Origin of the sequence: Actinosynnema pretiosum, from assembly GCF_002354875.1 — a bacterium.
GTDB lineage: Bacteria > Actinomycetota > Actinomycetes > Mycobacteriales > Pseudonocardiaceae > Actinosynnema > Actinosynnema auranticum.
This window is the reverse complement of sequence record NZ_CP023445.1, coordinates 6,013,818-6,036,044: the sequence shown is the minus strand read 5'-3', so window position 1 is coordinate 6,036,044 and position 22,227 is coordinate 6,013,818. Positions and strand designations below refer to the sequence as shown.

At 74.0% G+C, this 22,227-nt stretch carries 21 protein-coding genes and 1 pseudogene; 14 read left to right on the top strand and 8 right to left on the bottom strand.

Going from position 1 to position 22,227, the window contains the following annotated elements; all coding sequences use genetic code 11:
* Nucleotides 1-116: 116 nt before the first annotated feature.
* Both CNX65_RS25555 and CNX65_RS25550 read left to right on the top strand, forming a co-directional pair.
* A complete protein-coding gene (locus CNX65_RS25555) occupies nucleotides 117-1,685 on the top strand; it encodes a deoxyguanosinetriphosphate triphosphohydrolase family protein (protein ID WP_096496040.1) in 1,569 nt (522 codons plus the stop codon).
* A 146-nt stretch (nucleotides 1,686-1,831) separates the two neighbouring features.
* On the top strand, nucleotides 1,832-4,648 hold the full coding sequence (locus tag CNX65_RS25550; RefSeq protein WP_096496039.1) for a S8 family serine peptidase: 2,817 nt from the start codon (nucleotides 1,832-1,834) through the stop codon (nucleotides 4,646-4,648).
* A 189-nt stretch (nucleotides 4,649-4,837) separates the two neighbouring features.
* Here CNX65_RS25550 and CNX65_RS25545 read toward each other — a convergent pair whose 3' ends face one another.
* The gene (locus tag CNX65_RS25545) at nucleotides 4,838-5,815 is read right to left on the bottom strand and encodes a helix-turn-helix domain-containing protein (RefSeq protein WP_096496038.1); all 978 of its coding nucleotides are present in this window, start codon (nucleotides 5,813-5,815) and stop codon (nucleotides 4,838-4,840) included.
* A 242-nt stretch (nucleotides 5,816-6,057) separates the two neighbouring features.
* Between CNX65_RS25545 and CNX65_RS25540 the strand changes: the two genes are divergently transcribed.
* The 4 genes from CNX65_RS25540 (at nucleotide 6,058) to CNX65_RS25525 (ending at nucleotide 7,940) form a co-directional block, all read left to right on the top strand.
* Nucleotides 6,058-6,630 (top strand): class I SAM-dependent methyltransferase, encoded by a 573-nt coding sequence (locus tag CNX65_RS25540; protein WP_096498000.1) that lies wholly within the window; start codon nucleotides 6,058-6,060, stop codon nucleotides 6,628-6,630.
* A 114-nt stretch (nucleotides 6,631-6,744) separates the two neighbouring features.
* The gene (locus tag CNX65_RS25535) at nucleotides 6,745-7,041 is read left to right on the top strand and encodes a hypothetical protein (protein WP_157767858.1); all 297 of its coding nucleotides are present in this window, start codon (nucleotides 6,745-6,747) and stop codon (nucleotides 7,039-7,041) included.
* 4 nt (nucleotides 7,042-7,045) lie between these two features.
* Nucleotides 7,046-7,561: a SigE family RNA polymerase sigma factor gene (locus tag CNX65_RS25530; RefSeq protein WP_096496036.1), complete on the top strand. Its 516-nt coding sequence runs from the start codon at nucleotides 7,046-7,048 to the stop codon at nucleotides 7,559-7,561.
* Nucleotides 7,554-7,940, top strand: a complete 387-nt coding sequence (locus CNX65_RS25525) for a hypothetical protein (RefSeq protein ID WP_096496035.1) — start codon at nucleotides 7,554-7,556, stop codon at nucleotides 7,938-7,940. The genes CNX65_RS25530 and CNX65_RS25525 overlap by 8 nt, the downstream gene beginning before the upstream one ends.
* Before the next feature lie 39 nt (nucleotides 7,941-7,979).
* On the opposite strand, the gene CNX65_RS25520 is transcribed toward CNX65_RS25525, so the two are convergent.
* Nucleotides 7,980-8,735 (bottom strand): SDR family oxidoreductase, encoded by a 756-nt coding sequence (locus CNX65_RS25520; protein WP_096496034.1) that lies wholly within the window; start codon nucleotides 8,733-8,735, stop codon nucleotides 7,980-7,982.
* Between the two features lie 208 nt (nucleotides 8,736-8,943).
* Between CNX65_RS25520 and CNX65_RS25515 the strand changes: the two genes are divergently transcribed.
* The 4 genes from CNX65_RS25515 (at nucleotide 8,944) to CNX65_RS25500 (ending at nucleotide 14,253) form a co-directional block, all read left to right on the top strand.
* Nucleotides 8,944-10,572 (top strand): ABC-F family ATP-binding cassette domain-containing protein, encoded by a 1,629-nt coding sequence (locus tag CNX65_RS25515; protein ID WP_096496033.1) that lies wholly within the window; start codon nucleotides 8,944-8,946, stop codon nucleotides 10,570-10,572.
* Between the two features lie 163 nt (nucleotides 10,573-10,735).
* Nucleotides 10,736-10,945: a helix-turn-helix domain-containing protein gene (locus CNX65_RS25510; RefSeq protein WP_015103570.1), complete on the top strand. Its 210-nt coding sequence runs from the start codon at nucleotides 10,736-10,738 to the stop codon at nucleotides 10,943-10,945.
* A 69-nt stretch (nucleotides 10,946-11,014) separates the two neighbouring features.
* Nucleotides 11,015-11,824: an enoyl-CoA hydratase/isomerase family protein gene (locus tag CNX65_RS25505; RefSeq protein ID WP_096496032.1), complete on the top strand. Its 810-nt coding sequence runs from the start codon at nucleotides 11,015-11,017 to the stop codon at nucleotides 11,822-11,824.
* 494 nt (nucleotides 11,825-12,318) lie between these two features.
* Entirely contained in the window at nucleotides 12,319-14,253 is a 1,935-nt protein-coding gene (locus tag CNX65_RS25500; RefSeq protein ID WP_096496031.1) for an ABC transporter ATP-binding protein, read from the top strand.
* 232 nt (nucleotides 14,254-14,485) lie between these two features.
* Here CNX65_RS25500 and CNX65_RS37405 read toward each other — a convergent pair.
* Together CNX65_RS37405 and CNX65_RS25495 are read right to left on the bottom strand one after the other, a co-directional pair.
* Nucleotides 14,486-14,728: pseudogene (locus CNX65_RS37405) on the bottom strand (penicillin-binding transpeptidase domain-containing protein); the annotation flags it as partial.
* Between the two features lie 286 nt (nucleotides 14,729-15,014).
* Nucleotides 15,015-15,752: an SIS domain-containing protein gene (locus tag CNX65_RS25495; RefSeq protein ID WP_096496030.1), complete on the bottom strand. Its 738-nt coding sequence runs from the start codon at nucleotides 15,750-15,752 to the stop codon at nucleotides 15,015-15,017.
* Between the two features lie 13 nt (nucleotides 15,753-15,765).
* Here CNX65_RS25495 and CNX65_RS25490 point away from each other — a divergent pair, with 13 nt between their 5' ends.
* On the top strand, nucleotides 15,766-16,614 hold the full coding sequence (locus CNX65_RS25490; RefSeq protein WP_309141957.1) for a DeoR/GlpR family DNA-binding transcription regulator: 849 nt from the start codon (nucleotides 15,766-15,768) through the stop codon (nucleotides 16,612-16,614).
* Between the two features lie 37 nt (nucleotides 16,615-16,651).
* Here the strand turns inward: CNX65_RS25490 and CNX65_RS25485 are convergent, their stop codons facing one another.
* Nucleotides 16,652-17,401 carry an SDR family oxidoreductase gene (locus CNX65_RS25485; RefSeq protein ID WP_198320649.1) on the bottom strand — a complete coding sequence of 250 codons (750 nt, stop codon included), beginning with the start codon at nucleotides 17,399-17,401 and terminating at the stop codon, nucleotides 16,652-16,654.
* A gap of 87 nt (nucleotides 17,402-17,488) precedes the next feature.
* Between CNX65_RS25485 and CNX65_RS25480 the strand changes: the two genes are divergently transcribed.
* Nucleotides 17,489-18,385, top strand: coding sequence for a LysR family transcriptional regulator (locus CNX65_RS25480; protein WP_096496028.1), 897 nt, complete (start codon nucleotides 17,489-17,491; stop codon nucleotides 18,383-18,385).
* Here the strand turns inward: CNX65_RS25480 and CNX65_RS25475 are convergent.
* Genes CNX65_RS25475 through CNX65_RS25465 form a run of 3 tightly spaced genes read right to left on the bottom strand, consistent with a single transcriptional unit; the run spans nucleotide 18,378 to nucleotide 20,004 of the window.
* Nucleotides 18,378-18,932, bottom strand: coding sequence for a nucleotidyltransferase family protein (locus tag CNX65_RS25475; RefSeq protein ID WP_096496027.1), 555 nt, complete (start codon nucleotides 18,930-18,932; stop codon nucleotides 18,378-18,380). The genes CNX65_RS25480 and CNX65_RS25475 overlap by 8 nt on opposite strands.
* Before the next feature lie 4 nt (nucleotides 18,933-18,936).
* Nucleotides 18,937-19,122, bottom strand: coding sequence for a helix-turn-helix domain-containing protein (locus CNX65_RS25470; protein ID WP_041837014.1), 186 nt, complete (start codon nucleotides 19,120-19,122; stop codon nucleotides 18,937-18,939).
* A gap of 51 nt (nucleotides 19,123-19,173) precedes the next feature.
* Nucleotides 19,174-20,004, bottom strand: a complete 831-nt coding sequence (locus CNX65_RS25465; RefSeq protein ID WP_177154346.1) for an alpha/beta fold hydrolase — start codon at nucleotides 20,002-20,004, stop codon at nucleotides 19,174-19,176.
* 578 nt (nucleotides 20,005-20,582) lie between these two features.
* Here CNX65_RS25465 and shbA point away from each other — a divergent pair.
* Nucleotides 20,583-21,164 carry an RNA polymerase sigma factor ShbA gene (shbA, locus tag CNX65_RS25460; RefSeq protein WP_041838339.1) on the top strand — a complete coding sequence of 194 codons (582 nt, stop codon included), beginning with the start codon at nucleotides 20,583-20,585 and terminating at the stop codon, nucleotides 21,162-21,164.
* A gap of 18 nt (nucleotides 21,165-21,182) precedes the next feature.
* Nucleotides 21,183-22,220 carry a PfkB family carbohydrate kinase gene (locus tag CNX65_RS25455; RefSeq protein WP_177154345.1) on the top strand — a complete coding sequence of 346 codons (1,038 nt, stop codon included), beginning with the start codon at nucleotides 21,183-21,185 and terminating at the stop codon, nucleotides 22,218-22,220.
* The last annotated feature ends 7 nt before the right edge of the window (nucleotides 22,221-22,227 follow it).

The window sequence follows — 22,227 nt, the reverse complement described above, 5'->3', positions numbered from 1 at the left end:
GTTAGGGGCATCGCCCCGCCCGCGGGGCGGGCCTCCGCGAACGCGCCGCACGGGTGTCGCCCCCGTCCCCGCTCCCCGCGAGCTCCCCGCAACCCCGGTGAACTAGGTTGCCCCGTATGCACCAGGACCAGACCGATCCGCGGGCCAGTCGCCGTTCCGGCGGTGAGGGGACCACGGCCGCCGATCTCGCCTCCAGTCCCTTCCGGGTCGACCGGGACCGGGTGGCCTCGTCGCCGTTCTTCTCGCGGCTCGGCGGGGTCACGCAGGTGGTCAGCTCGACCGGGTCGGGGTTGTTGGTGCACAACCGGCTCACGCACAGCCTCAAGGTCGCGCAGGCCGCCCGCGCCATCGCGGAGCGGCTCTGCTCGCGGGCCGAGCTGGGTGGGGTGCTGGAGAAGCTCGGGGGGTGCGACCCGGACGTCGTGGAGGCCGCCTCCCTGGCGCACGACCTCGGGCACCCGCCGTTCGGGCACCTCGGGGAGCAGGTGCTCGACCGGATCGCGCGGCACCGGTTCGGGCTGTCGGACGGGTTCGAGGGGAACGCGCAGTCGTTCCGCATCGTGACCACCACGGACGTGCGCGGGCCCGAGGCGGTGGGGTTGGACCTCACGGTGGCGGTGCGCGCCGCGATGCTCAAGTACCCGTGGACGCGGCTGTCCTACCCGGACCCGCACCCGCGCGACATGGCCTCGCCGCCGCGCGGCGCGGCCGAGCCGTCCGAGGCGCCGGGGACCGGGTCGGGGAAGTTCTCCGCCTACGTGACCGAGATGGACGACGTGCTCGGGGCGCGGCTGCCGTTCGACGGGAAGGTCGAGTCGTGGCAGCAGACCGTCGAGGCCTCGATCATGGACACCGCCGACGACATCGCCTACGCGATCCACGACCTGGAGGACTTCTACCGGGTCGGGGTGCTCCAGCACGCCACCGTCGCCGCCGAGCTGGGCACCTGGCTCAAGCAGGGGCTTGAGCTGGCCTCGCTGAGCGCGGCCGAGCTGGAGGCCCAGGAGCGGCGGCCGGGGCGGTCGCTGGAGGCGCTGCGGCGTCGGCTGCACCTGAAGGACTCGTGGGCGGTGGACGACGAGGTGTTCGCCGCCGCCGTGGCCAAGGTGCGCGCCGAGCTGGTCGACGGGCTGCTCGCGGTGCCGTTCGACGGGTCCACCGAGGCCGAGCAGGCGGTGGCCGGTTTCTCCGCGCGGTGGACGCGCAGGCTCGTGGACGCGGTGGGCGTGCTGGAGGAGCCCACGACGCGGTCCGGGCACGTGGTGCTCGCGCAGGCGCAGTGGCACGAGGTGCAGGTGCTCAAGTTCGTGCACCGGCGGTTCGTCCTGCTGCGACCGGACCTCGCGCTGCACCAGCGCGGCCAGGCCCGGTTGCTCACGGCGCTCGTGGAGGCGCTGGAGCAGTGGGTGACCGACCGGCACGAGGTCGGCAGGCTGCCGCGCCGGTTGCACGACCTGGTCGAGCTGGCCGAGCAGGAGTACGCCCGGTTGGCCGCGGACGATCCGGCGGCCCTCGTTGGGGCTACCGGTGAAAAACCGTCGGGGCCGGACGCGGTGCGCTCGCTCGCGCGCGGTCGGGCGGTCGTGGATTTCACCGCCTCGCTCACCGACAACCAGGCGTCCGCGCTGCTGGAGGCCCTGTCCGGACGAACCGGGCAACTCTGGACAGACGCCTTCGTTCTGTGAACTGTGATGTACGGGGTAACTGCGGCAAGTAGCCTGAACGGCCGCAGACGGTAATCGGGGCTGGCCAATACGTTGACCCCTCGATCGGTGACATCCGATCGTCGGCCGCGTGCGTCGGGGCACGCATCAACGTGGGGGAGACGCCTGTGCGCTCACCGAAACGCCGGTCCCGAAGAAGCGACACCCTGGTCATCGCGGGCTCCGCGGCGTTAGCGCTGCTGCTGGGTTCGACGGCTCCGGCAGCGGCGGACCCGCCCAAGGCGAGCAGGGGTGTCGAGGACACGACGGCCGCGCAGATCGCGGCCCTGCAGGAGATCAAGAAGTCCGCCTCCCCGGCGGAGTCCAAAGTGGACAGCTCCCTGGTGGTCGAGCAGCGACGACGCGCCGACGCGGGGACGCGGGCCAAGCTCCCCTCGGTGCAGACGGGGGTAGAGGTTCAGAACGGGTCCGCCGTGCTGGTGGACATCCGCGCCCACAAGGTCAGCGACGACCTCGTCAACGCCGTGAAGTCCGCCGGCGGGGCGGTCCGGTCGGTCTCGACCGAGGGCGCCACGATCCGCGCGCAGCTGCCGCTGGCGTCGCTCACCACGATCGCGGGCCGCTCCGACGTGCGGCGCGTGGAGACCGCGGCGGACGCGAAGACCTTCCACCAGCAGGACGCGAAGTCCAAGCGGGACAAGGCTTCCGAGGAGTCGAAGCAGTCGAAGGAGGAGCGGGGCGCCGAGGTCGAGCGGCGCACCCGCGAGGCGCTGGAGCGGGTCGGCGCGGACGCGGTCGTCACCTCCGAGGGCGACCGGGCGCAGGCCACCGACACCGCGCGCCAGGAGCACCGGGTCACCGGCACCGCCGTGAAGCTGTGCGCGCTGTCGGACGGCGTGCGCTCGCTCGCGGTGTCGCAGGCGGCCGGTGAGCTGCCCGCCGTGGACGTGCTGCCGGGCCAGGAGGGCTCCGGCGACGAGGGCACGGCGATGCTGGAGATCCTGCACGACGTGGCGCCCAACGCGGAGCTCGGCTTCGCCACGGCGTTCAACGGCGACGCGAGCTTCGCCGACAACATCAGGGCCCTGCGCTTCCAGGCGGGCTGCGACGTGATCGTCGACGACGTCCTGTACTTCAACGAGTCGCCGTTCCAGGACGGGATCATCGCGCAGGCGGTGGACGCGGTCGCCGCCGACGGCGCGGTGTACTTCTCCTCGGCGGGCAACGAGGGCAGCGTCGCGGCGGGCACCTCCGGCCACTGGGAGGGCCAGTTCGTCGACTCGGGCGTGGGCATCGGGAAGTTCGCGGGCACCGCGCACGACTTCGACCCGGCCCCGAACGCCAAGCAGGTCCTCAACCCGCTGTCGGCCTACTCGACCGGCGTGCCGGTGACGCTGTTCTGGGCGGACCCGCTGAACCGGTCGTTCAACGACTACGACCTGTACCTGGTGAACTCGGCGGGCGCGGTCGTCTCGTTCAGCCAGAACATCCAGGACGGCACGCAGAGCCCGTACGAGCGGATCGACACGCCCGCCTCGGGTTCGGGGCTGCGCCTGGCGGTCGTGAAGTTCCGGGGCGATGACAAGTACCTGGCGCTGAGCGCGCTCGGCGGCCGGTTCAAGGACTCGGCCGACGGCCTCAAGGGCTTCGCCACGCCGGGCGTCTCGCGCGGCCACTCGGCGGCCAGGGGCGCGATCAGCGTCGCGGCGGCCCCGGCGGCGTCCGCGCTGTCGTTCGACCTGGAGCCGGGCGACCCGGCGAACCCGACCGGCCCGTTCCCCGGCTCGTTCACCTCGGCGCAGCAGCCGGAGCGCTTCACCTCCGACGGCCCGCGCCGGGTGTTCTTCGCGGCGGACGGCTCGCCCGCGCCCGAGGTGCGGCAGAAGCCGGACATCACGGCGGCGGACGGCGTGAACACGTCGGTGGCCGGGTTCAAGCCGTTCTTCGGCACGTCGGCGGCGGCGCCGAACGCGGCGGGCATCGCGGGCCTGGTGCTGTCGGGCAACCCGACGCTGTCGCCCGCCGAGGTGCGGGCCGCGCTGGTCGGCACCGCGATCGACATCGCGGCGCCCGGCGCGGACAACCAGACCGGCGCGGGCATCGTGCGCGGCGACCTGGCGCTGGACTACACGGGCGCGAGCCCGCAGCCGCTGGCGAAGGCGGCCACGCCCGCCATCACCAACGACGGCGACGGCAGCCGGTACCTCAAGCCGGGCACGACCGCGACGGTGACGCTGCCGGTGGCCAACACCGGTGACGGCACGGCCGCGTCGACCAGCGTGGTGCTGACCTCGCCGACGCCGGGTGTGAGCATCGCGCCCCGGTCCAAGTACTACGGCAACGTCGACCCCGGCCAGACGCTCACCGGCACGTTCAAGGTGACCGTCCCCGCCTCGCAGACCATCGGGTCCGTGGTGAGGCTGGAGGCGCGCGTGACCTACGCGGGCGCCACCTCGCCGACGGCCTCGGTGTTCCAGCTGCCGGTGGGCGAGCCGTCCAGCGAGGTCAAGACGTTCGGGTTCACCGGCGTCACGGCCATCCCGGACAGCAGCACCGCGGGCGTCTCGGTGCAGATCCCGGTGACGGGCGTGGGCGTGCTGTCGTCGTTGAAGTTCGTGATCGGTGGCGAGACCTGCACGACGGCGGAGAAGGCCACGACCGTCGGCATCGACCACAGCTACGTCGGCGACCTGGTCGGCACGCTGACCTCGCCGTCCGGCGCGAGCGCGACGCTGTTCCAGCGCCACGGCAGCTCGGGCAACAACCTGTGCCAGGTCGTGTTCGACGACTCGGCGGCGGCGGCGTTCTCCTCGGTGACGAGCGCGCAGGCGCCGTTCACCGGGTCGTGGCGGCCGGTGACGCCGCTGGCTCCGCTGCTGAACGGCTCGGCGGACGGCACGTGGACGTTCAAGGTCGTCGACTCGGCGGCGTCGGACACCGGCTCGGTGCGCGACGTGGCGCTGAAGGTGACCGGGTACGTGTGATCGGGCGCGGGTGACCCTGGGCGCCGCGGTCCCGGAGGTGGGTTCCGGGACCGCGGTCGCTCGGGGCCCCGGCGTCCGCTGAGCGGGATTCCGGTGTCCGTTCCGGGCGGTTTCGCCCGCCTGGAAGCCTTGCTGTGACGAAGAAGGCCCCCGTGGGATATCCCACGGGGGCCTTCCCAACGGGTGGGACTACTGGGGCCACTCCCAGCGGATGCCGAACACGCCGGGGCCGAAGCCGAGCGCGACCGCGTGCACACCGCCCGCGTTGTCCAGCGCGAGGTTGCGGCGGCGCGACGGGCTGTCGTCGCCCGCGGGCACGCTGAACTGCTGGCAGCGCGACGGGAGGTAGCCGGGGTCGAACCGCACCTCGATCACGTACTCGCGCACCGGCAGCCGGAACTTGCGGGCGAACGTGTTGTTGCCGGGCGGGTAGTGGCCCTCGGCGAACAGCAGCTCGTACTCCATGATGAGCGTCTCGCCCCTGGCCAGCGGGCGCTCGAACATCATCTCGGCGGCCATGATGTTGACCTCGGGGTCCTGCACGACGCGGCCGAGGTGGCAGTTGCGCAGGTTCACGACCTGCGGCAGCACGTTGGACTCCTCGGTCTCGAACACCAGCGCCCAGCGGTCGGGGCCGTCCTGCTCGGCGCGCAGGATCTGCCGCACCCACACGGACCGCTGCCCGCCGTCGGCGGCGATCTCCACGCGGTCGTGCTGGCTGATCCGGCCCAGCTTCACGTCGGAGCTGGTGTCGACCTTGCTGAGCAGGTTCGCGACCCGCTCGCGGCGCGACCACAGCGCGTCGATCGGCATCATGGTGGTCGGGCGGGAGCGGCGCCCGCGCGGCCTCGGCGGTCCGAGCAGCGCGGACAGGCCCGAGGACGGCACGCCGAGCACGGTCTCCAGGTGCCTCAGGGCCTCCAGCGACTCCGGCCGCTCGGGGCGGCGGCGCCCCGACTGCCAGTAGCTCAGGGTGGCCACGCTGATCGTGACCCCGCGGAGCGCCAGCCGGTGCTGGATGCGGTCCAGGCTGAGCCGGGACGCTTTGATGGCTGCCCTCAGCGCCTCCGGGAACGGCCCGGTGGTCAGAAGCTGCGCAAGACTGCCGTGGCCCGTCGAGTCGAGCTCGTCGACGGACACGTTGGGTCGACCGGCAGCGTTGGTCATGGTGACTCCCCGCTGTCATGAGATCACGCCCCAGTGACCCTACCCGCCAACGCAGTCCGCCGTCGCCTGCCGGGAGGAGTCAATGCTTGGGCCATACGGGTTACGAGTTCACTGCTAGGGCATCGGTCTGTCAAGTGGTGTGCACGGTGAGTTCGCAGGAAGTCAACTCGCCGGTAACAAAACTCCCCCTGCGGGGCGGGTAGCCGCTTGACGAGTGACCCCTTAGCCCTACTGTGTGGCCGGTGACCGCCGCCCAGGACCAGGAACTCGCCCCGGACGACCAGCTCGCGCAGGTGGCGGCGGCCGTGCTCGGGACGCCCCACCCGGTTGTGGTGGACCTGCTCGACATCGCCCGCGCGCGCCCGGACCGCCCCGTCGACGTGGTGCGCGCCGGTGACGACCTGCTGCCCAGGCTCGCGCACGAGAACGCGCTGCCGCAAGCCCTCAGGGCGGCGCGCGAGGTGCTGCGACCCGGCGGGCTGCTCGTCGCGGCGGTGCCCGAGCTGGACCGGCTGAGCAGGCTGCGGCCCACCGCGCCGCCGCCGAGGGTGCTCGGGCGCGGGGACGAGCGGCAGGTGACCGTGCAGCTGTGGGACTGGGCCCCGGACGGCGGGTCGTACTCGCTCGACGTGGTGCGCCTGGTGCGCGGGCCCGCGTCCTGGGAGGTCGCGGGCTCGGTGTCCACGCAGCACCGGGTGCTCTCGTCCGAGCAGGTCGCCGAGGAGCTGGCCGAGGCCGGGTTCGGGCCGGTGCAGCGGCTCTCGCCCGCCGAGAGCGGGCACCCGCTGCCGGTGTGGGTCGCGCTGGCGCCCTGAGGGGCGTCGAGCGCGGGTCCGCGGAAATCCGTGACAACCGGGTGAGCGCCCCGACGCGTTGGTGGGGGTGAGGGCGCTGCCGGACGGCGGCGCCACCGGACGCGGGAGACAGGTGTGCGCACTCGACTGGTGGTGATGGCCGGTGCGGTGGTGGTCGGCGGGGCGCTGATGGCGCTGCCCGCGCTCGCCAGCGGCTCCGGGCAGGGCTCCGGGCAGGGCGGCGGGCTGGCGCCCGCGACCTCGGCTCCCGCGACGAGCCCTGTCGGGACCTCGCCGCAGGCGACCACGTGGAGCCCGCCGGTCCAGGTCACCCCCGAGCCCTCGTCGGGCCCCGGCGTGACGCTGACCGAGCCGCCCGTGCCGGAGACCTCGCCGCAGGCCACCACCCACCCCGACCAGCGGGGGAACTGACGGCGTGAGCTGGGACGCGGAGTTCACCCGGCACTTCGACCGGTCCGCCGCCGCGATGCGCTTCACGGCGTACCTGCTGTGCGGCAACTGGCACGAGGCGGAAGACGTGGTGCAGGCCGCGTACCTCAAGCTCTACCTCGCCGGGCCGAGGATGGCGCACCGGGACGGCGTCGACGCCTACCTCAGGCAGATCGTGGTGCGCACGTTCCTGGGCGAGCGCCGCAAGGCGCGGTGGAAGCGGGAGCGGGTCACCGACGAGCTGCCCGAGGTCGGGGTGCCCGCGCAGCTCAGCGAGGACCGGGTGGTGCTGTGGCGGGCGCTGGACGCGCTGCCCGCCAAGCAGCGGGCGGTGCTCGTGCTGCGGTTCTGGCACGACCTGGGCGTTGACGAGGTCGCCCGGTCGCTGCGGTGCACGAGCGGCACCGTCAAGAGCCACACCTCGCGCGGGCTGGCGGCGCTGCGCCGTCGGTTGGGGGCGGACTTCGCCGAGCTGTGGCCGGAGGTGTCGCGGAATGCTTGAGGACGAGCTCAGGAAGACCTTCGCGGAGCTGGGGGACGCGCCGGGCGGACCGGTGGCCTTCGGCGCGGCCGACGTGCTGCGGCGCGGCGCGCGGGCGCGGGCCGAGCGGGCGCGCGGGCGGGCGGTGCTGGGGGCCGGGCTGGGCACGGCGGCGCTGGTGACCGTCGTCGCGCTGGGGCTCGGCGGCGCGCAGGGGGACGTGCAGCAGCCCGCCGAGGTCCCGGTGACCACGTCGGCCCCGACGACCGCGCCCGGCGGGCCCACGACGACGCCGGTGGGCGTGGCCACGACCACCGGCGACACGGGGGCGCCGAGCTCGGGCGCGCCCGCGGCCACCACCACGGGCCCCGCGACCTCGCCCGCGGCGCCAGGCCGGTGACCGGGGGCGCGCCCGCCGCGGGTGCGCCCCCCGCCGGGCTCAGCCGAGCGTGCCGGTCGCCAGCAGCCCGCCGTCCACCGCCACCGTCTCGCCGGTCACCCACGACGCCGAGTCCGACGCCAGGAACGCCACCAGCGACGCCACGTCCTCCGGCGTGCCCAGCCGCCCCAGCGGGTACGCGCCCGCCGCGTCCTCCTCCCGGCCGGTGTACAGCGCCTCGGCGAACTTGGTCTTCACCACGCCCGGCGCGACCGCGTTCACCCGCACCTTCGGCCCCAGCTGCCAGGCCAGCTCCGCCGTCAGCCGGATCAGCGCGGCCTTCGACGCCCCGTAGGCGGCGATCACCCCGGTCGAGCGCAGCCCGCCCACCGAGGCCACGTTCACGATCGACCCGCCGTGCTCGGACATCCACGCCTTCCACGCCAGCTGCACCATGCCCAGCGCGGACACCACGTTCACGTCGAAGATCTTCTTGACGGCCTCCAGGTCGGCGTCCATCAGCGACCCGAACGACGGGTTGATGCCGGTGTTGTTGACCAGCACGTCCAGGCTGCCGAACCGCTCGACCACCTTGGCCACCGCCTCCTCCCGGTCCTCGGCCCTGCCCGCGTTGCCGGGGATGGCGAGCACGTGGTCGGGCGCGCCCAGCTCGGCGGCGGCGGCGGCCAGCTGCTCCGGCTTGCGCGCGGTGATGGCGACCGCCGCGCCGCGCGCCACGAGTTCGCGCGCGATCCCGAGGCCGATCCCCCTGCTGGCCCCGGTCACCAGCGCCGTCTTGCCCGCGAAGTCAGTCATGGTCGAGCAATCTATTCCGCCCGCGCGCCCCCCGGCTGCCCCCGAACCGGGCTCCGGCCCCCCTGCCTTCGGCAGCGGCAAGGGCCACAGGTCGACCGATCCGGGGACCTCGACCCGTAGACTGGCCGGGTGGAGATCCTGATCGAGTGAGTGCGGCCGAGCCGCCCCCGTCGTCCCACGCCCTCTCCACCTATCCCGGAGCCTTGAAGTGATCACCGCAACCGATCTCGAGTTGCGCGCGGGTTCGCGCATCCTGCTGTCCGACGCCACCCTGCGCGTCCAGCCCGGCGACCGGATCGGCCTCGTCGGCCGCAACGGCGCGGGCAAGACCACGACCTTGCGGGTCCTCGCGGGCGAGGGTCAGCCGTACGCGGGGGAGGTGCGGCGCACCGGCGACCTCGGCTACCTGCCACAGGACCCCCGCGAGGGCGACCTGTCCGTCATCGCGAAGGACCGGGTGCTGTCCGCGCGCGGCCTCGACCAGCTGGTGCGCGACATGGAGAAGACGCAGACCGCCATGGCGGAGCTGGCCGACGAGGCCGAGCAGGAGGCCGCCGTGCGCCGCTACGGGCGGCTGGAGGAGCGGTTCTCCGCGCTCGGCGGGTACGCCGCCGAGAGCGAGGCCGCCCGGATCTGCGCGAACCTCGGCCTGGCGGACCGGGTGCTCGCGCAGCCGCTGCGCACCCTGTCGGGTGGTCAGCGCCGCCGCGTCGAGCTGGCCCGCATCCTGTTCGCCGCCTCCGAGGCGGGCGTGGGCGCCAAGTCGAGCACGATCCTGCTGATCGACGAGCCCACCAACCACCTCGACGCCGACTCGATCGCCTGGCTGCGCGGGTTCCTCAAGTCGCACGACGGCGGCCTCGTGGTGATCAGCCACGACGTGGAGCTGCTCGACGACGTGGTGAACAAGGTGTGGTTCCTCGACGCCACGCGCGGCGAGGTCGACACCTACAACATGGGCTGGAAGAAGTACCTGGAGGCGCGCTCGGCCGACGAGAAGCGCCGCCGCCGCGAGCGGGCCAACGCGGAGAAGAAGGCCGGGGCGCTCATGGCCCAGGCCGACAAGATGCGCGCCAAGGCCACCAAGGCCGTCGCCGCCCAGAACATGGCCCGCCGCGCCGAGAAGCTGCTGTCCGGGCTGGAGGAGACCAGGCAGGCCGACAAGGTCGCCAAGATCCGCTTCCCGCAGCCCGCCGCGTGCGGGCGCACCCCGCTGACCGCCGAGGGCCTGAGCAAGACCTACGGGTCGCTGGAGGTGTTCACCGGCGTCGACCTGGCGATCGACCGCGGCTCGCGGGTGGTCATCCTGGGCCTGAACGGCGCGGGCAAGACCACGCTGCTGCGCCTGATCGGCAGCATGGAGACCCCCGACAGCGGCGAGGTCGTCCCCGGTCACGGCCTCAAGCTCGGCTACTTCGCGCAGGAGCACGAGACGCTCGACCACGGGGCGTCGGTGTGGGCGAACATCCGGCACGCCGCGCCGGACGTGCCGGAGCAGCAGCTGCGGTCGCTGCTGGGCACGTTCCTGTTCAGCGGCGAGCAGCTCGACCAGCCCGCGGGCACCCTGTCCGGCGGCGAGAAGACCCGGTTGGCGCTGGCGGGCCTGGTCTCCAGCGCGGCCAACGTGCTGCTGCTCGACGAGCCCACCAACAACCTCGACCCGGCCAGCCGCGAGCAGGTGCTCGACGCGCTGCGCCGCTACGAGGGGGCCGTCGTGCTGGTCACGCACGACCCCGGAGCGGTCGAGGCCCTGGAGCCCGAGCGGGTGATCCTGTTGCCGGACGGGACCGAGGACCACTGGTCCGCGGAGTACCTGGAACTCGTGCAATTGGCCTGACGCAACGATTTCGCCCCCGAAACCCCGATCAACTCTGAGTGATCATCCGAACGCGCGCCGATCTTTTCGCAAGATCGCCTGGCGTTCTCGCCCTCCGTGATCGATCATTGCGACGACAGGGGCTTTCAAGGCCCGACCTGCTGTCCACGGAAGGCGGGACAAGGTGGCTGACCTGAAGAAGGGCGCCCGGATCACCGGTGCCACACGGGACAAGCTGGCCGCTGACCTGAAGAAGAAGTACGAAAAGGGCGCGAGCATCCGGGCTTTGGCCGAGTCAACCGGGCGCTCCTACGGCTTCGTGCACCGGGTCCTCAGCGAGTCCGGTGTGCAGCTGCGCGGTCGAGGTGGCGCCACCCGAACGAAGAAGAAGTAAGCTACCCTCCGGTAACACAAGCGGGTGACGCAGGACGCGACACCCTCCCGGACCCGGAGGTTTCAGCGCATGTCGGCATCGAGCGCAGTGGACGCCGACCTGCTCGGGCGCGGTGGTGTGCGGCTCGTCCTCGACGGACCGCGCGCGACCATCGTGCTCGAACGGCCGGACGTGCTCAACGCGCAGACGCCGTCCACGTGGGAGGCTCTGCGCCACATCGGTGAGAAGCTGGGCCCGGACGTCCGCGTCGTGGTCGTCCGGGGCTCAGGTCGCGCCTTCTCGGCGGGCTTGGACCGGCGGCTGTTCACCGGTGACCACGTGGACGGCGAACCCGGCCTGGCGGACATCCTGCAGCGCGGTCCCGAGGGCGGGGCCGCGCTGATCGCGTCCTTCCAGGAGGGCTTCCGCTGGCTGCGCTCCCCCGAGCGGGTGACCGTGGCCGCCGTGCGCGGGCACGCCATCGGCGCGGGCTTCCAGCTGGCGCTGGCGTGCGACTTCCGCGTCGCCGCCGAGGACGCCCGGTTCCGGATGGCCGAGACCTCCCTCGGGCTCGTCCCCGACCTGGGCGGCACGCTGCCCCTGGTGCGGCTGGTCGGGTACTCGCGGGCCGCCGAGATCTGCCTGAGCGGGCGCTCGGTCGGCGCGACCGAGGCGCTGGCGATGGGGCTGGTCAACGCGGTCGTGCCGGTCGACGGGCTCGACTCCGCCGTGGACGACCTGGTCGCCGCCGTCACGCTGCCCCTTCCGGGCGCGACGCGCGAGACCCTGGCGCTGCTGGCCGCCGCCGCGGACGGGGCGTCGGAGGAGGAGCAGCTGCGGGCCGAGCGGGAGGCCCAGCTGCGCAGGCTCGCGGACCTCGCGGCGCTCGCCAAGTCCTGATCGCCAGGTCCTGATCGTCGAGCCCTGATCGCCGCTGCCGCCGGTCGTGGCGCTTCGGGGTGGTGCGGGATCGCGCAGGCGCCTCGGTGGGCCCTCCGGTTCCGGAAAGTAGAACTGAAAGCGTTTTCAGGTTCCGTCCCCGGTGTGGTTCGGTACGCCCCCGCGGGACGTCCTCGGCGCGCGAAACCGGGTGCGGGGGTAGCCCTCGACACGTTTCCGGTGACGCCCCAACGGTCGCCGGGCGAACGATCCTTGTTCTTCCGGGTGGAATTCCGGGTTCCACGGCGGGTCGTTTTGTGGGCCAAGCATCGCGCAAGTTCACTCGATCGTGGCACTTGCATTCTGTTCGTCGGCAGGATTGCGACGTCCCGCATTCCCCGGTGCGCCCCTCTTGGGCCATTCGCCACCTGAAAAATGTTCGCGTTCGGCGGAACCGGGGAAGCAAGCGGCGTCCCCCGGTGTTCTCCACGGGCGTGGAAGGTTCCTGGGCTCTGATGCGCGCGGCCGTTGCCGCCTCCAACGCCCCGAGCGGGGTCCGGCGCGGCACGTTCCGCCGGGTGCTCGCCTTCGCCCGGCCGCACCGGGCGAAGCTCGTGGTGTTCCTGCTGCTCACGGTCGTGTCGGCGGTGCTCGCGGTCAGCACGCCCGTGCTCGCCGGGCGGGTCGTGGACGCGATCGTCGGGCATGGCGACGTGTCCACCGTGGTGTGGCTCGCCGTCGTCATCGCGGGCATCGCTGTGCTCGACGCCTGCCTCGGCCTCGTCGAGCGCTGGCAGTCCTCCCGCATCGGCGAGGGCCTGATCCACGACCTGCGGCGCGCCGTGTTCGAGCACGTGCAGCGGATGCCCGTCGCGTTCTTCACCCGCACCCGCACCGGCGCGCTGGTCAGCAGGCTCAACAACGACGTCATCGGCGCCCAGCGCGCCTTCACCTCCACCCTGTCCGGGGTGGTCACCAACGTCATCCAGCTCGGCCTGTCGCTCGGCGTGATGATCACGCTGTCCTGGCAGGTGACCGCGCTCGCCCTGGTGCTGCTGCCGCTGTTCGTGCTGCCCGCGCGGCGGATGGGCGCGCGCATGGCCGACCTGCAGCGCGAGGCGTCCGGGCTGAACGCGGGCATGACCACCCAGATGACCGAGCGGTTCTCCGCGCCCGGCGCGACCCTGGTCAAGCTGTTCGGCCACCCGCGCGCCGAGGCCGCCGAGTTCGGCGAGCGGGCCGCGCGGGTGCGCGACATCGGCGTGCGCACCGCGATGGCCACCCGCTGGTTCATGACCGGCCTGACCCTGGTGTCCGCGCTCGCCCAGGCCCTGGTCTACGGGCTCGGCGGGTACCTGGCGATCACCGGGGAGCTCGCGGCGGGCACCGTCGTGTCGCTGGCTCTGCTGCTGACCAGGCTGTACGCGCCGCTGACCGCGCTGGCCAACGCGCGCGTGGACGTGATGACGGCGCTGGTGTCGTTCGAGCGGGTCTTCGAGGTGCTCGACCTGGAACCGATGATCACCGAGCCGGAGAAGCCGGTGGCGCTGCCGGAGGGGCCGCTGTCGGTGGAGTTCGACGGCGTCCGCTTCGGCTACCCGGCCCCCGACCGGGTGTCGCTGGCCTCCCTCGAATCGGTGGCCACGTTGGACACGCGCGGTGGCGAGGAGGTGCTGCACGGGCTGGACTTCCGCGCCGAGGCCGGGCAGCTGGTCGCGGTGGTCGGGTCGTCCGGCGCGGGCAAGTCCACGCTGGCCTCGCTGGTGCCCAGGCTGTACGACGTCGACGCGGGCGCGGTGCGGCTGTCCGGGGTGGACGTGCGCGAGGTCGCGTCCGAGGACCTGCGCGGCGCGGTCGGCGTGGTCACCCAGGACGGGCACCTGTTCCACGACACGATCCGGGCCAACCTGCTGTACCCGAGGCCGGAGGCGACCGAGGAGGAGGTGTGGGACGCGCTGCGGCGGGCCAGGCTGGAGCAGCTGGTCGCCTCGCTGCCGGACGGGCTCGACACCGTCGTCGGCGAGCGCGGGTACCGGCTGTCGGGCGGGGAGCGGCAGCGGCTGACCATCGCGAGGCTGCTGCTGGCCAGGCCCAGGGTGGTGATCCTGGACGAGGCGACCGCGCACCTGGACACCGAGTCCGAGGCGGCGGTGCAGGCCGCGCTCGGCGAGGCCCTGCGCGGCCGGACCGCGCTGGTGATCGCGCACCGCCTGTCGACCATCCGCTCGGCCGACGTGATCCTCGTGGTGGAGGGCGGGCGGATCGTGGAGCGGGGGACGCACGACGAGCTGATCGCGGCGAACGGGCGGTACGCGCAGCTGCACGGGACGCAGGAGGGGGCGCGGGGGAGCGGGAAGGCGGACGGGGCGGCGGGAGACCGGGCAGCGGCCGGGGTGGAGGCCGGGGCGACGGGCGGGGCACCCGAGAAGGCGGGGGCCGCGCGGGCCTGACGCGCCGGGCGCGGCCGGGACCTCCCCCGACCGCGCCCGCCGCACCACAAGCCACCGAGAAACCCCGACCAAGCCCCCACCCACGCCCGACTTGCCCGCCCGGCCCGGCCCACGCTCGCCCCGCCCTGCCCCGCCCCGCCCGTCTGTGACCGCCCGACGCACCTTCGTGGACCACGCGCGTCCGCCCGGCCACGACCGGCACCGCGAACGCCACGTCGCCCCGGTAGCCCGCGAACCAGCCGTGCGCGCCCGTCCCGTCGCCGAACTGCGCGGTCCCCGTCTTGCCCCGCACGTCGCCGTGCGCCGCCAGCGCGCGGGCCGTGCCGGAGGTGGCCGCGTCCGCCGTCATCGCCCGCAGCGCGGTCACCACGCCCGCGCTCGGCGCCGGGTGCCCCCCGCCCGTCGTCTCCAGCTCGCGCACGAGCCTCGGCGCCGGGGTCGAGCCGTTCGCCGCGGTCGCGGCCAGCAGCGCCATGCCGAACGTGGTCTTGCACGACGCCGCGAACGCCCGCCGCAGCGGCACCGACCCCAGGTCGAAGCCGCCGTCGTTGGTGATCGTCCGGTCGCCAACCACCGCCTCGCCGGGGCAGGCCACCGGGGTGTCCGCGCGCAGGCCGCCCGCCTCCAGCGCCGCCGCCTCCGGCGCGTCGGTGGCCCGGCCCACCCGCTGCGCGTCGCCCACCCCCAGCGCGGCGAAGAAGTCCCGCGCGGTCGCACCGGGCAGCGGCGCCCGCACGGCCACCGGGGTGCGCGGCCCGCGCTCAGCCCAGCTGCGGCACCCGCGCCTGGTACTTGCGCAGCAGACCCGCGTTCGCCGCGTCCCCGCCCTCCACGTTCGCGCTGCGCCACAGCGGCAGCTCCACGCCCTCCTCCGTCGCCTTGTCCAGCAGCCGCACCATCACCAGGTTCCACAGGAACGTGGTCGCGATCGTCGACACCGCCGCCGTTACCGGCGCGTCCAGCGGGTAGCTCGAGTCACCCGGCGGGACCAGGTTGTCGAGCACGATCGTGGCGTTGTCGGCCAGCGTCGACCCCGCCCGCCTCGGCGCCGCCGCGCTCGCGGACCGGGACGTCACGGCCACCACCGGGCAGCCCGCGTCGGCCGCGTGCGCGGCCAGCTCCACCGGGTACGGGTTCACGCCCGAGGTGGAGAACACGAACAGCACGTCGTGCCTGGCCAACCCGGCCTCGCGCAGCACCTGACCGGCCAGGCCCGAGCGGCGCTCGGCGGCGGTGCTGCTGATCGCGCCGTGCATCGGCAGCAGCTCCGGGTGGTACACCGGGCGCACGCACGCCAGGCCGCCCGCCCGGTAGAAGGTCTCGGCGACCGCCGCCAGCGAGTGCCCCGCGCCCGCCGCGAGCACCACGCCGTCGCCCCGCACCGAGGCCAGGACGAGCTCGGCGACGTCGTCCAGCGCCGCGGCGTTCTGCTCCTCCACCCTGGACAGCAGGTCGCGGACCGCGTCGCCGTACGCGGAACCGGTTCGCTTCGCACCCATCTGGTGACCTCCGGTGATCGGCAGCAAGGTGGGGCAGTCCTACCAGGAGGGTGGCGCGGGCCACCAGCCCTTGACCACGACCACCCCGGTTGTTCGGATGAACTCCGTGGATGTGGCACAGCGGCACGAGGTGATCCTGGGCAGCCTGCGGCACGGCGGGCGGGTGGGCGTCGCGGAGATCGCGGAGCTGGTCGGGTGCTCGGAGATGACCGTGCGGCGGGACCTGGACGTGCTGGAGCGCGAGGGCCTGCTGCGGCGGGTCAGGGGCGCGGCGGTCGGGATGCTCACCGGGCAGGCGACGCCCTACTCGGCGCGGGTGCGGCAGCGGGTCGAGGCCAAGCGGCGGATCGGGGCCGCCGTCGCGGCGATGCTGGACGACGGCGAGACGGCGGTCCTGGACGCCGGGACGACCACGCTGGAGGTCGCCCGCTCCCTGGTGGACCGGCGGGTGACCGTGCTGGCGCTGTCGCTGCACGCGGTCGACCTGCTGCGCGGCTCGGCGCAGGTGCGGCTGCTGCTGCCCGGCGGTGAGGTCAGGGCGGGGGAGCAGGCGTTCACCGGGCCGCTGACCGAGCACGCGTTCCGGGTGATGCGGTTCGACACGGTGGTGCTGAGCAGCTGCGGGCTGAGCGCGCGGGACGGGGTGTCGGCGCACGACCTCGGGGAGAGCGCGGTGAAGCTGGCCGCCGTGGGCGCGGCCGGGCGGGTGGTCGCCGCGGTCGACAGCTCGAAGTTCGGGCGGACCGCGTTCGGCCGGGTCTGCGGGGTGGAGGAGATCGACGTGCTGGTCACGGACGTGGACGCGCCCGCGGACGAGGTCGCCCGGATCAGGGACGCCGGGGTGGAGGTCGTGCTGGTGTGACCCGCCGCCTCCCCGCGCGGGGAGGCGGCGGGAGCGGTCACCAGGGCAGGGGTCCCTCGTCGTCGTAGAAGCCGCCGGACGGGCCGCCGCCGGGCAGGGTCGCCAGGCGGATCGCGGTCGCCGCGCCCTGCTCGGGGGTGCGCGGGGCCTGGAAGCCGGTGAAGTCCGTGGCCACCAGGCCGGGGCAGGCCGCGTTCACCAGCACGCCCGTGCCCGCCAGCTGCCGGGCGTACTGCACGGTCACCGCGTTCAGGTAGGACTTCGTCGGCGCGTACACCGCCATGATCGGGCCGCTCTGCGCGTCCGGGTCCGCCTGCCTGGTCAGGGACGCGACGCTGCTGGAGAGGTTCACGATCCTGGGGGCCGGGGACTCGCGCAGCAGGGGGAGGAGGGCGTTGGTCACCCGGATGACGCCGAAGACGTTCGTCTCCACCACCCTGCGGGCCTCGGCCAGGTCGAGGGTGGTCGGGTCCTGGGACCAGTCCGGGGCGTGGGCGCCGGAGATGCCCGCGTTGTTGACCAGGACGTCCAGGCCGTGGCCTGACCCCTCCAGCAGGCGTGCCGCTGTGGCGGCGCTCGTGTCGTCGGTGACGTCCAGGGGGACGCCGAACGCGTCCACGCCCGCCGCGCGCAGCCTGGCCACGGCCTCCTCGCGGCGGGCGTCGTCACGGGCGCCCACCCCGACGCGGTGGCCCAGCGCGCCCAGGCCCGCCGCGATCGCGTAGCCGATGCCCTTGTTCGCGCCGGTCACCAGCGCGGTCTTCTTCTGCTCGTTCACGGTGTCGATGCTCTGCCTCGGGGCGGGCCGGGCGCCAAGACCGGTTGCGCCCGCTGTGATACCCGGCGGGTATCACCGGGGGCGTAGCCTCGCGTCGTGGACCTGGAGACGCGCGAGCTGCGCTACTTCGTCACCGTCGCCGAGGAGCTGCACTTCGGGCGGGCCGCCGAGCGGCTGGGCATGGCGCAGCCGCCGCTGTCCAGGGCGATCCAGCGGCTGGAGCGGCGACTGGGCGCGGTGCTGCTGGAGCGCGACCGGCGCGGCGTCGCCCTCACCCCGGCGGGCGAGGTGCTGCTGCGGGAGGGGCGGGTCGTGCTCGACGCGGCCACCGCCGCCGCCAACCGGGTCCGCAGGGCCGGGGGGCGGATCGTGCTGGCGGTCAAGGCCGGGGCCGACCACGAGTTGTTGAGCAGGGTGCTGCCCGCGTACCGGGAGGAGGTCGGGGCGGGCGAGGTCGAGGTGCTGCTCTGCGGGATCGGCGAGCAGGCCGGGCTGTTGCGGGCTGGGCGGGCGGACGCCGCGCTGGTGCACCGGCCGTTCGACGACGTGGCGGGGTTCGACACCGAGGAGTTGTTGGTGGAGGAGCAGGTCGCGGTTTTGCCTGCTCGGCATCCGCTGGCCCGGCGGGAGTCGTTGACCATGTCGGAGATCGCGGACGTGCCCGGCCTGCCGCTCGCGCGGTGGCCGCGGCTGGAGGGCGGCTACCCGCCAGGGCCGGGGCCGGAGGTGCGGGACCAGGCGCAGGTGTCGCAGCTCATCGCGCTCGGGCTGGCGCTGCTGGTCATCCCGGCGTCCAGCCGGGCCTGGCAGTGGGCCGAGCACGCCGGGGTCCCGGTGGTGGACGCGCCGCCGGTGACCACGCTCATCGCGTGGCAGCCGCACAGCCGGTCGCCCGCTCTCGCCGGGCTGGTCCGCGCGGCGGTGCGGGTGGGGGAGGAGATGGGGTTTGGTTCCCGTGGGCGCCCCGCAGTCGTTGCGGGATCGATCAAGTAGCGGGCGGCGCGTCGACGTCGTCGCCGTCGGCCACGTCCTCGCACGGCACCATCAGCACGCCGTGCTCGACCAGGTAGTCGCGCGCGCCCACGTCGGCGTGCGCCGACTCCGACACCGGGCCCCAGTGGTCCCGGCCGATCAGCACGGGATGGCCGGGCACCCCGGCGTAGCAGGCTCTCGCCAGCACCGCCGGGGACGCCAGCACGAGCAGCCGGGCGACCGCGTCCGCCGTGACACCGGGGGTGTCCACCGGCAGCACCGCGACCGCGTCCCGGTCACCCGCTGCGGCGAGGCCCACGCGCAGGGACGATCCCACGCCCGTGGACCAGTCCGCGTTGTCCACCACCACCGCGTCTCCCAGCGACGCGGTGGCCCGCACCCGTGCGGATGAGGCGCCCAGCACCACGACCACCCGGTCGCAACCCGCCGCCCGGAGCACCCCGCAGGCCGTCTCGACCCACAGCGCGCCACCCTGCGACACCAGCGCCTTCGGGCGGCCGTACCGCCGTCCGGCGCCTGCGGCCAGGAGCAGGCCCGTCACCCCCACGGGGTCACACCAGTGCGCTGTGCCCCTTCAGCTCGGTTCTGCTCGCCACGGACAGCTTCCGGTACACCCTCGTCAAGTGCTGCTCTACCGTGCTCACGGTGATGTGCAGCCGCATGGCGATGGCCCGGTTGCTGTGTCCACACGCGGCGAGGGTCGCAACCCGACGCTCCGAGTAGGTCAACTCCGTCATAGTGAGGCAGACGTGCCACGACCCGGTAACGGTTCAACGACAAGTCGAAAATCATGAAATCGACAGGTTGGCCAGCAGCAGGGCGGTGACCGCCTCGGGCGCCTCCTCGGGCGCCCAGTGCGACACGTCCTCCAGCATCCGGAAGGTGTAAGGGCCGGTCACCCAGTCGCCCGTGGCCAGCGCGGCCGTGGAGCCGAAGGCCACGTCCTCGGTCGTCCACACGTACAGGGTGGGCACCGTCACCTTCCCGATCCGGCCGTCGGGGCGGCTCGCCCGGTACCAGTTGAGGGCCGCCGTGAGCGCCCCCGGCTCCTTCAGCCGCGACACGTACTCGTCCACCCGGCCCGGCTGCACCCGCCAGTCGAAGATCCGCCGCAGCGCCTCCGCGTCGTTCGCGAGCAGCTGCTTCTCCGCGCCCGACGCGCGCAGCTGCGCCATGTACCCGGACCGCTGGTGCTGCTCCTCGTCGGTGCGCATCGCCTCGCCGAGCGCGGCCGGGTGCGGGGTCGACACGACGGTCAGCGAGCGCAGCCGCTCCGGGTGCTCGGCCGCCGCCCACCACGCCACCGCGCCGCCCCAGTCGTGCCCGACCAGGTCGAACACCGGCCAGCCCAGCTCGTCGGCCACCGCGAGCACGTCGCCCACCAGCGACCCCGTGCCGTACGCGGACACCTCGGCCGGTCGGGCGCCGGGGGAGTAGCCGCGCTGGTCGAACGCGACCGCCCGATAGCCCTCGCGGCCCAGCACCGCCACCTGGTGCTCCCAGCACAGCGCCGCCTGCGGGAAGCCGTGCAGCAGCAGCACCGGGCGCCCGTCCTCCGGGCCTGCGGCGATCGCGTCGAACACGCCCTGGTCCGTCCGCACGCTCATCTGCTCGATCACTGTGTACCGGGTCCTTCCGTCGCACCACGCCGTTCCACCCCCATCCTGGCCCGGAACCGGCCGCCCCGGTGATCGCGGGGCCCGTCCCGCCGGTGGCCCGCGGGAGCGCGGCGCCCGCGTCTCGCACGCCACCCGGCCGCCGCACCCGCCGTCACGCTCCGTCACCCGGCGGCGTCCTCCCCGCTTCGAGCCCGTTCAGGCCGTCGGGTGGGCTGCCCGGCGGTGCGGCGGCTCCTCCTGGTGCGCTAGCCCCCAGCTCCGCTGGGCCGAACGGTGCACGTGCTCCCTCAACCGGGTGCTCTTGCCTCTGCGAGCTCGAATCCCGTGGTCAGCTTGGCCCGATCAGGTATCAGCGCCCCGGCTGCGCGCTCCTACGAGTAGCCGGTGGTAGCCGGCCGGGGTGGACGCGAGCGTGAGGGGGTCGCCGGATGGGGCACCACGCAGTCGTGCGGGCTGACTTCGAGATCGAGGGGATCGAGGCGGTCGGCGGCGACGGCGCCGTGGCGGGGGAGGGGCGGCGGATCCGGCTGGTCGGGAGCGGGCCGGAGCCCGAGCCCGGCGGGCCGAGCGCCGCCTGGCTGGCCGAGGCCGAGCTGGGCGACCTGGTCGACCACGCGCTGGCGGGCAGGCCGCGCGCGGTCGACCAGCTGCTGACGCGGGTCCAGCCGCTGGTGCTGCGCTACTGCCGGGCCAGGGTCGGGATGCGCGAGCGCACCCTGGTCTCGGCCGAGGACATCGCGCAGGAGGTGTGCCTGGCCGTGGTCGCCGCGCTGGGCCGCTACCGCTACGAGCCGACCTCCTTCCTGGCGTTCGTCTACGGCATCGCCGCGCACAAGGTCGCCGACGCGCGCAGGCGGGCGGTGCGCAGCCGCTCCGAGGTCGTGCCCGAGCTGCCGGACACCCCGGCGCTGGAGGACGGGCCCGAGCAGCGCGCGGTCAACGGCGAGCTGATCGGCCACATCACCCGGATGCTCGGCAAGCTGCCCGCCAGGCAGCGGGAGATCCTGGTGCTCCGGGTCGCGGTCGGCCTCACCGCCGAGGAGACCGCCGCCGCCGTCGGCTCCACGCCCGGCGCGGTCCGCGTCGCCCAGCACCGGGCGCTGACCAGGATGCGGGAAATGGCCGCCGCGGTCGACCGGGTGGACCGCTCCGCCTCCTAGGGCCGGCATCGTGTGCGCATGAGCGACGAGGCGCCGTCCTTCGACGTGCTGCTGTCCGGGACGGTGTTCCTGGACATCATCTTCACCGGCCTGCCCCGCCCGCCCGCGCCGGGGACCGAGGTGTGGGCGGACGGGCTGGGCTCCTGCCCCGGCGGCATCGCCAACCTGGCCGTGGCCCTGCGCAGGCTGGAGCTGCGCACCGGGCTGTCGGCGGCGTTCGGCGAGGACGTCTACGCCGACTTCTGCTGGGAGGTGCTGGCCGAGCAGGAGAAGGTGGACCTGGGGCACTGCCGCCGGTTCTACGGCTGGCACACCCCGGTCACCGTCTCCATGGCGATGGACCACGACCGGAGCATGGTCACCCACGGCCACCAGCCGCCCGTCACCGCCGACGAGCTGCTCGACCCGCCGCCGTCGACCCGCGCGTGCTTCGTGCACCTGCAGGCCGAGGACGAGGCGTGGGTGCGCAAGGCCAAGGAGGGCGGGGCGCTGCTGTTCGCCGACATCGGCTGGGACCGCACCGAGGCGTGGGCGCCCGACCTGCTGACCAGGCTCGACGGGTACGACGCGTTCCTGCCGAACTCGGTCGAGGCGATGAGCTACACCCGGTCGTCCACGCCGGAGCTGGCCGCCGAGCGGCTGGCCGAGCTGGTGCCGGTGGTCGTGGTGACCAGGGGCGGCGGGGGAGCGGTCGCGGTCGACTCGGCCACCGGGGAGCGGGCGGACGTGCCGGGGCTGAGCGTGGCGGCGCTGGACCCGACCGGGGCCGGTGACGTGTTCGGCGCCGGGTTCGTGCTGGGCACCCTGGAGGGCTGGCCGCTGGCGCAGCGGGTGCGGTTCGCGAACCTGTGCGCGGCGCTGTCCACGCAGCACTTCGGCGGGTCGCTGTCGGCTCCGGGCTGGGCGGACATCGCCATGTGGTGGCGGACGGTGCGGCGGCGGGCGCGCGACGAGCGGGAGCTGCGCGAGTACGGGTTCCTTGAGGACGTGCTGCCGCAGCACGGCGGGGACGAGGTGCGCAGGGCCAGCGCGACGATCCGGCTGGCGCCCAAGTAGCCGGACG

Excerpts from the sequence above, each read along its gene's own strand:
- CNX65_RS25500 (WP_096496031.1), top strand. The coding sequence starts at position 12,319 with ATGCGCGCGGCCGTTGCCGCCTCCAACGCCCCGAGCGGGGTCCGGCGC.
- CNX65_RS25525 (WP_096496035.1), top strand. The coding sequence starts at position 7,554 with ATGCTTGAGGACGAGCTCAGGAAGACCTTCGCGGAGCTGGGGGACGCG.
- CNX65_RS25520 (WP_096496034.1), bottom strand. The coding sequence starts at position 8,735 with ATGACTGACTTCGCGGGCAAGACGGCGCTGGTGACCGGGGCCAGCAGG.
- CNX65_RS25455 (WP_177154345.1), top strand. The coding sequence starts at position 21,183 with ATGAGCGACGAGGCGCCGTCCTTCGACGTGCTGCTGTCCGGGACGGTG.
- CNX65_RS25470 (WP_041837014.1), bottom strand. The coding sequence starts at position 19,122 with ATGACGGAGTTGACCTACTCGGAGCGTCGGGTTGCGACCCTCGCCGCG.
- CNX65_RS25545 (WP_096496038.1), bottom strand. The coding sequence starts at position 5,815 with ATGACCAACGCTGCCGGTCGACCCAACGTGTCCGTCGACGAGCTCGAC.
- CNX65_RS25555 (WP_096496040.1), top strand. The coding sequence starts at position 117 with ATGCACCAGGACCAGACCGATCCGCGGGCCAGTCGCCGTTCCGGCGGT.
- CNX65_RS25505 (WP_096496032.1), top strand. The coding sequence starts at position 11,015 with ATGTCGGCATCGAGCGCAGTGGACGCCGACCTGCTCGGGCGCGGTGGT.
- CNX65_RS25495 (WP_096496030.1), bottom strand. The coding sequence starts at position 15,752 with ATGGGTGCGAAGCGAACCGGTTCCGCGTACGGCGACGCGGTCCGCGAC.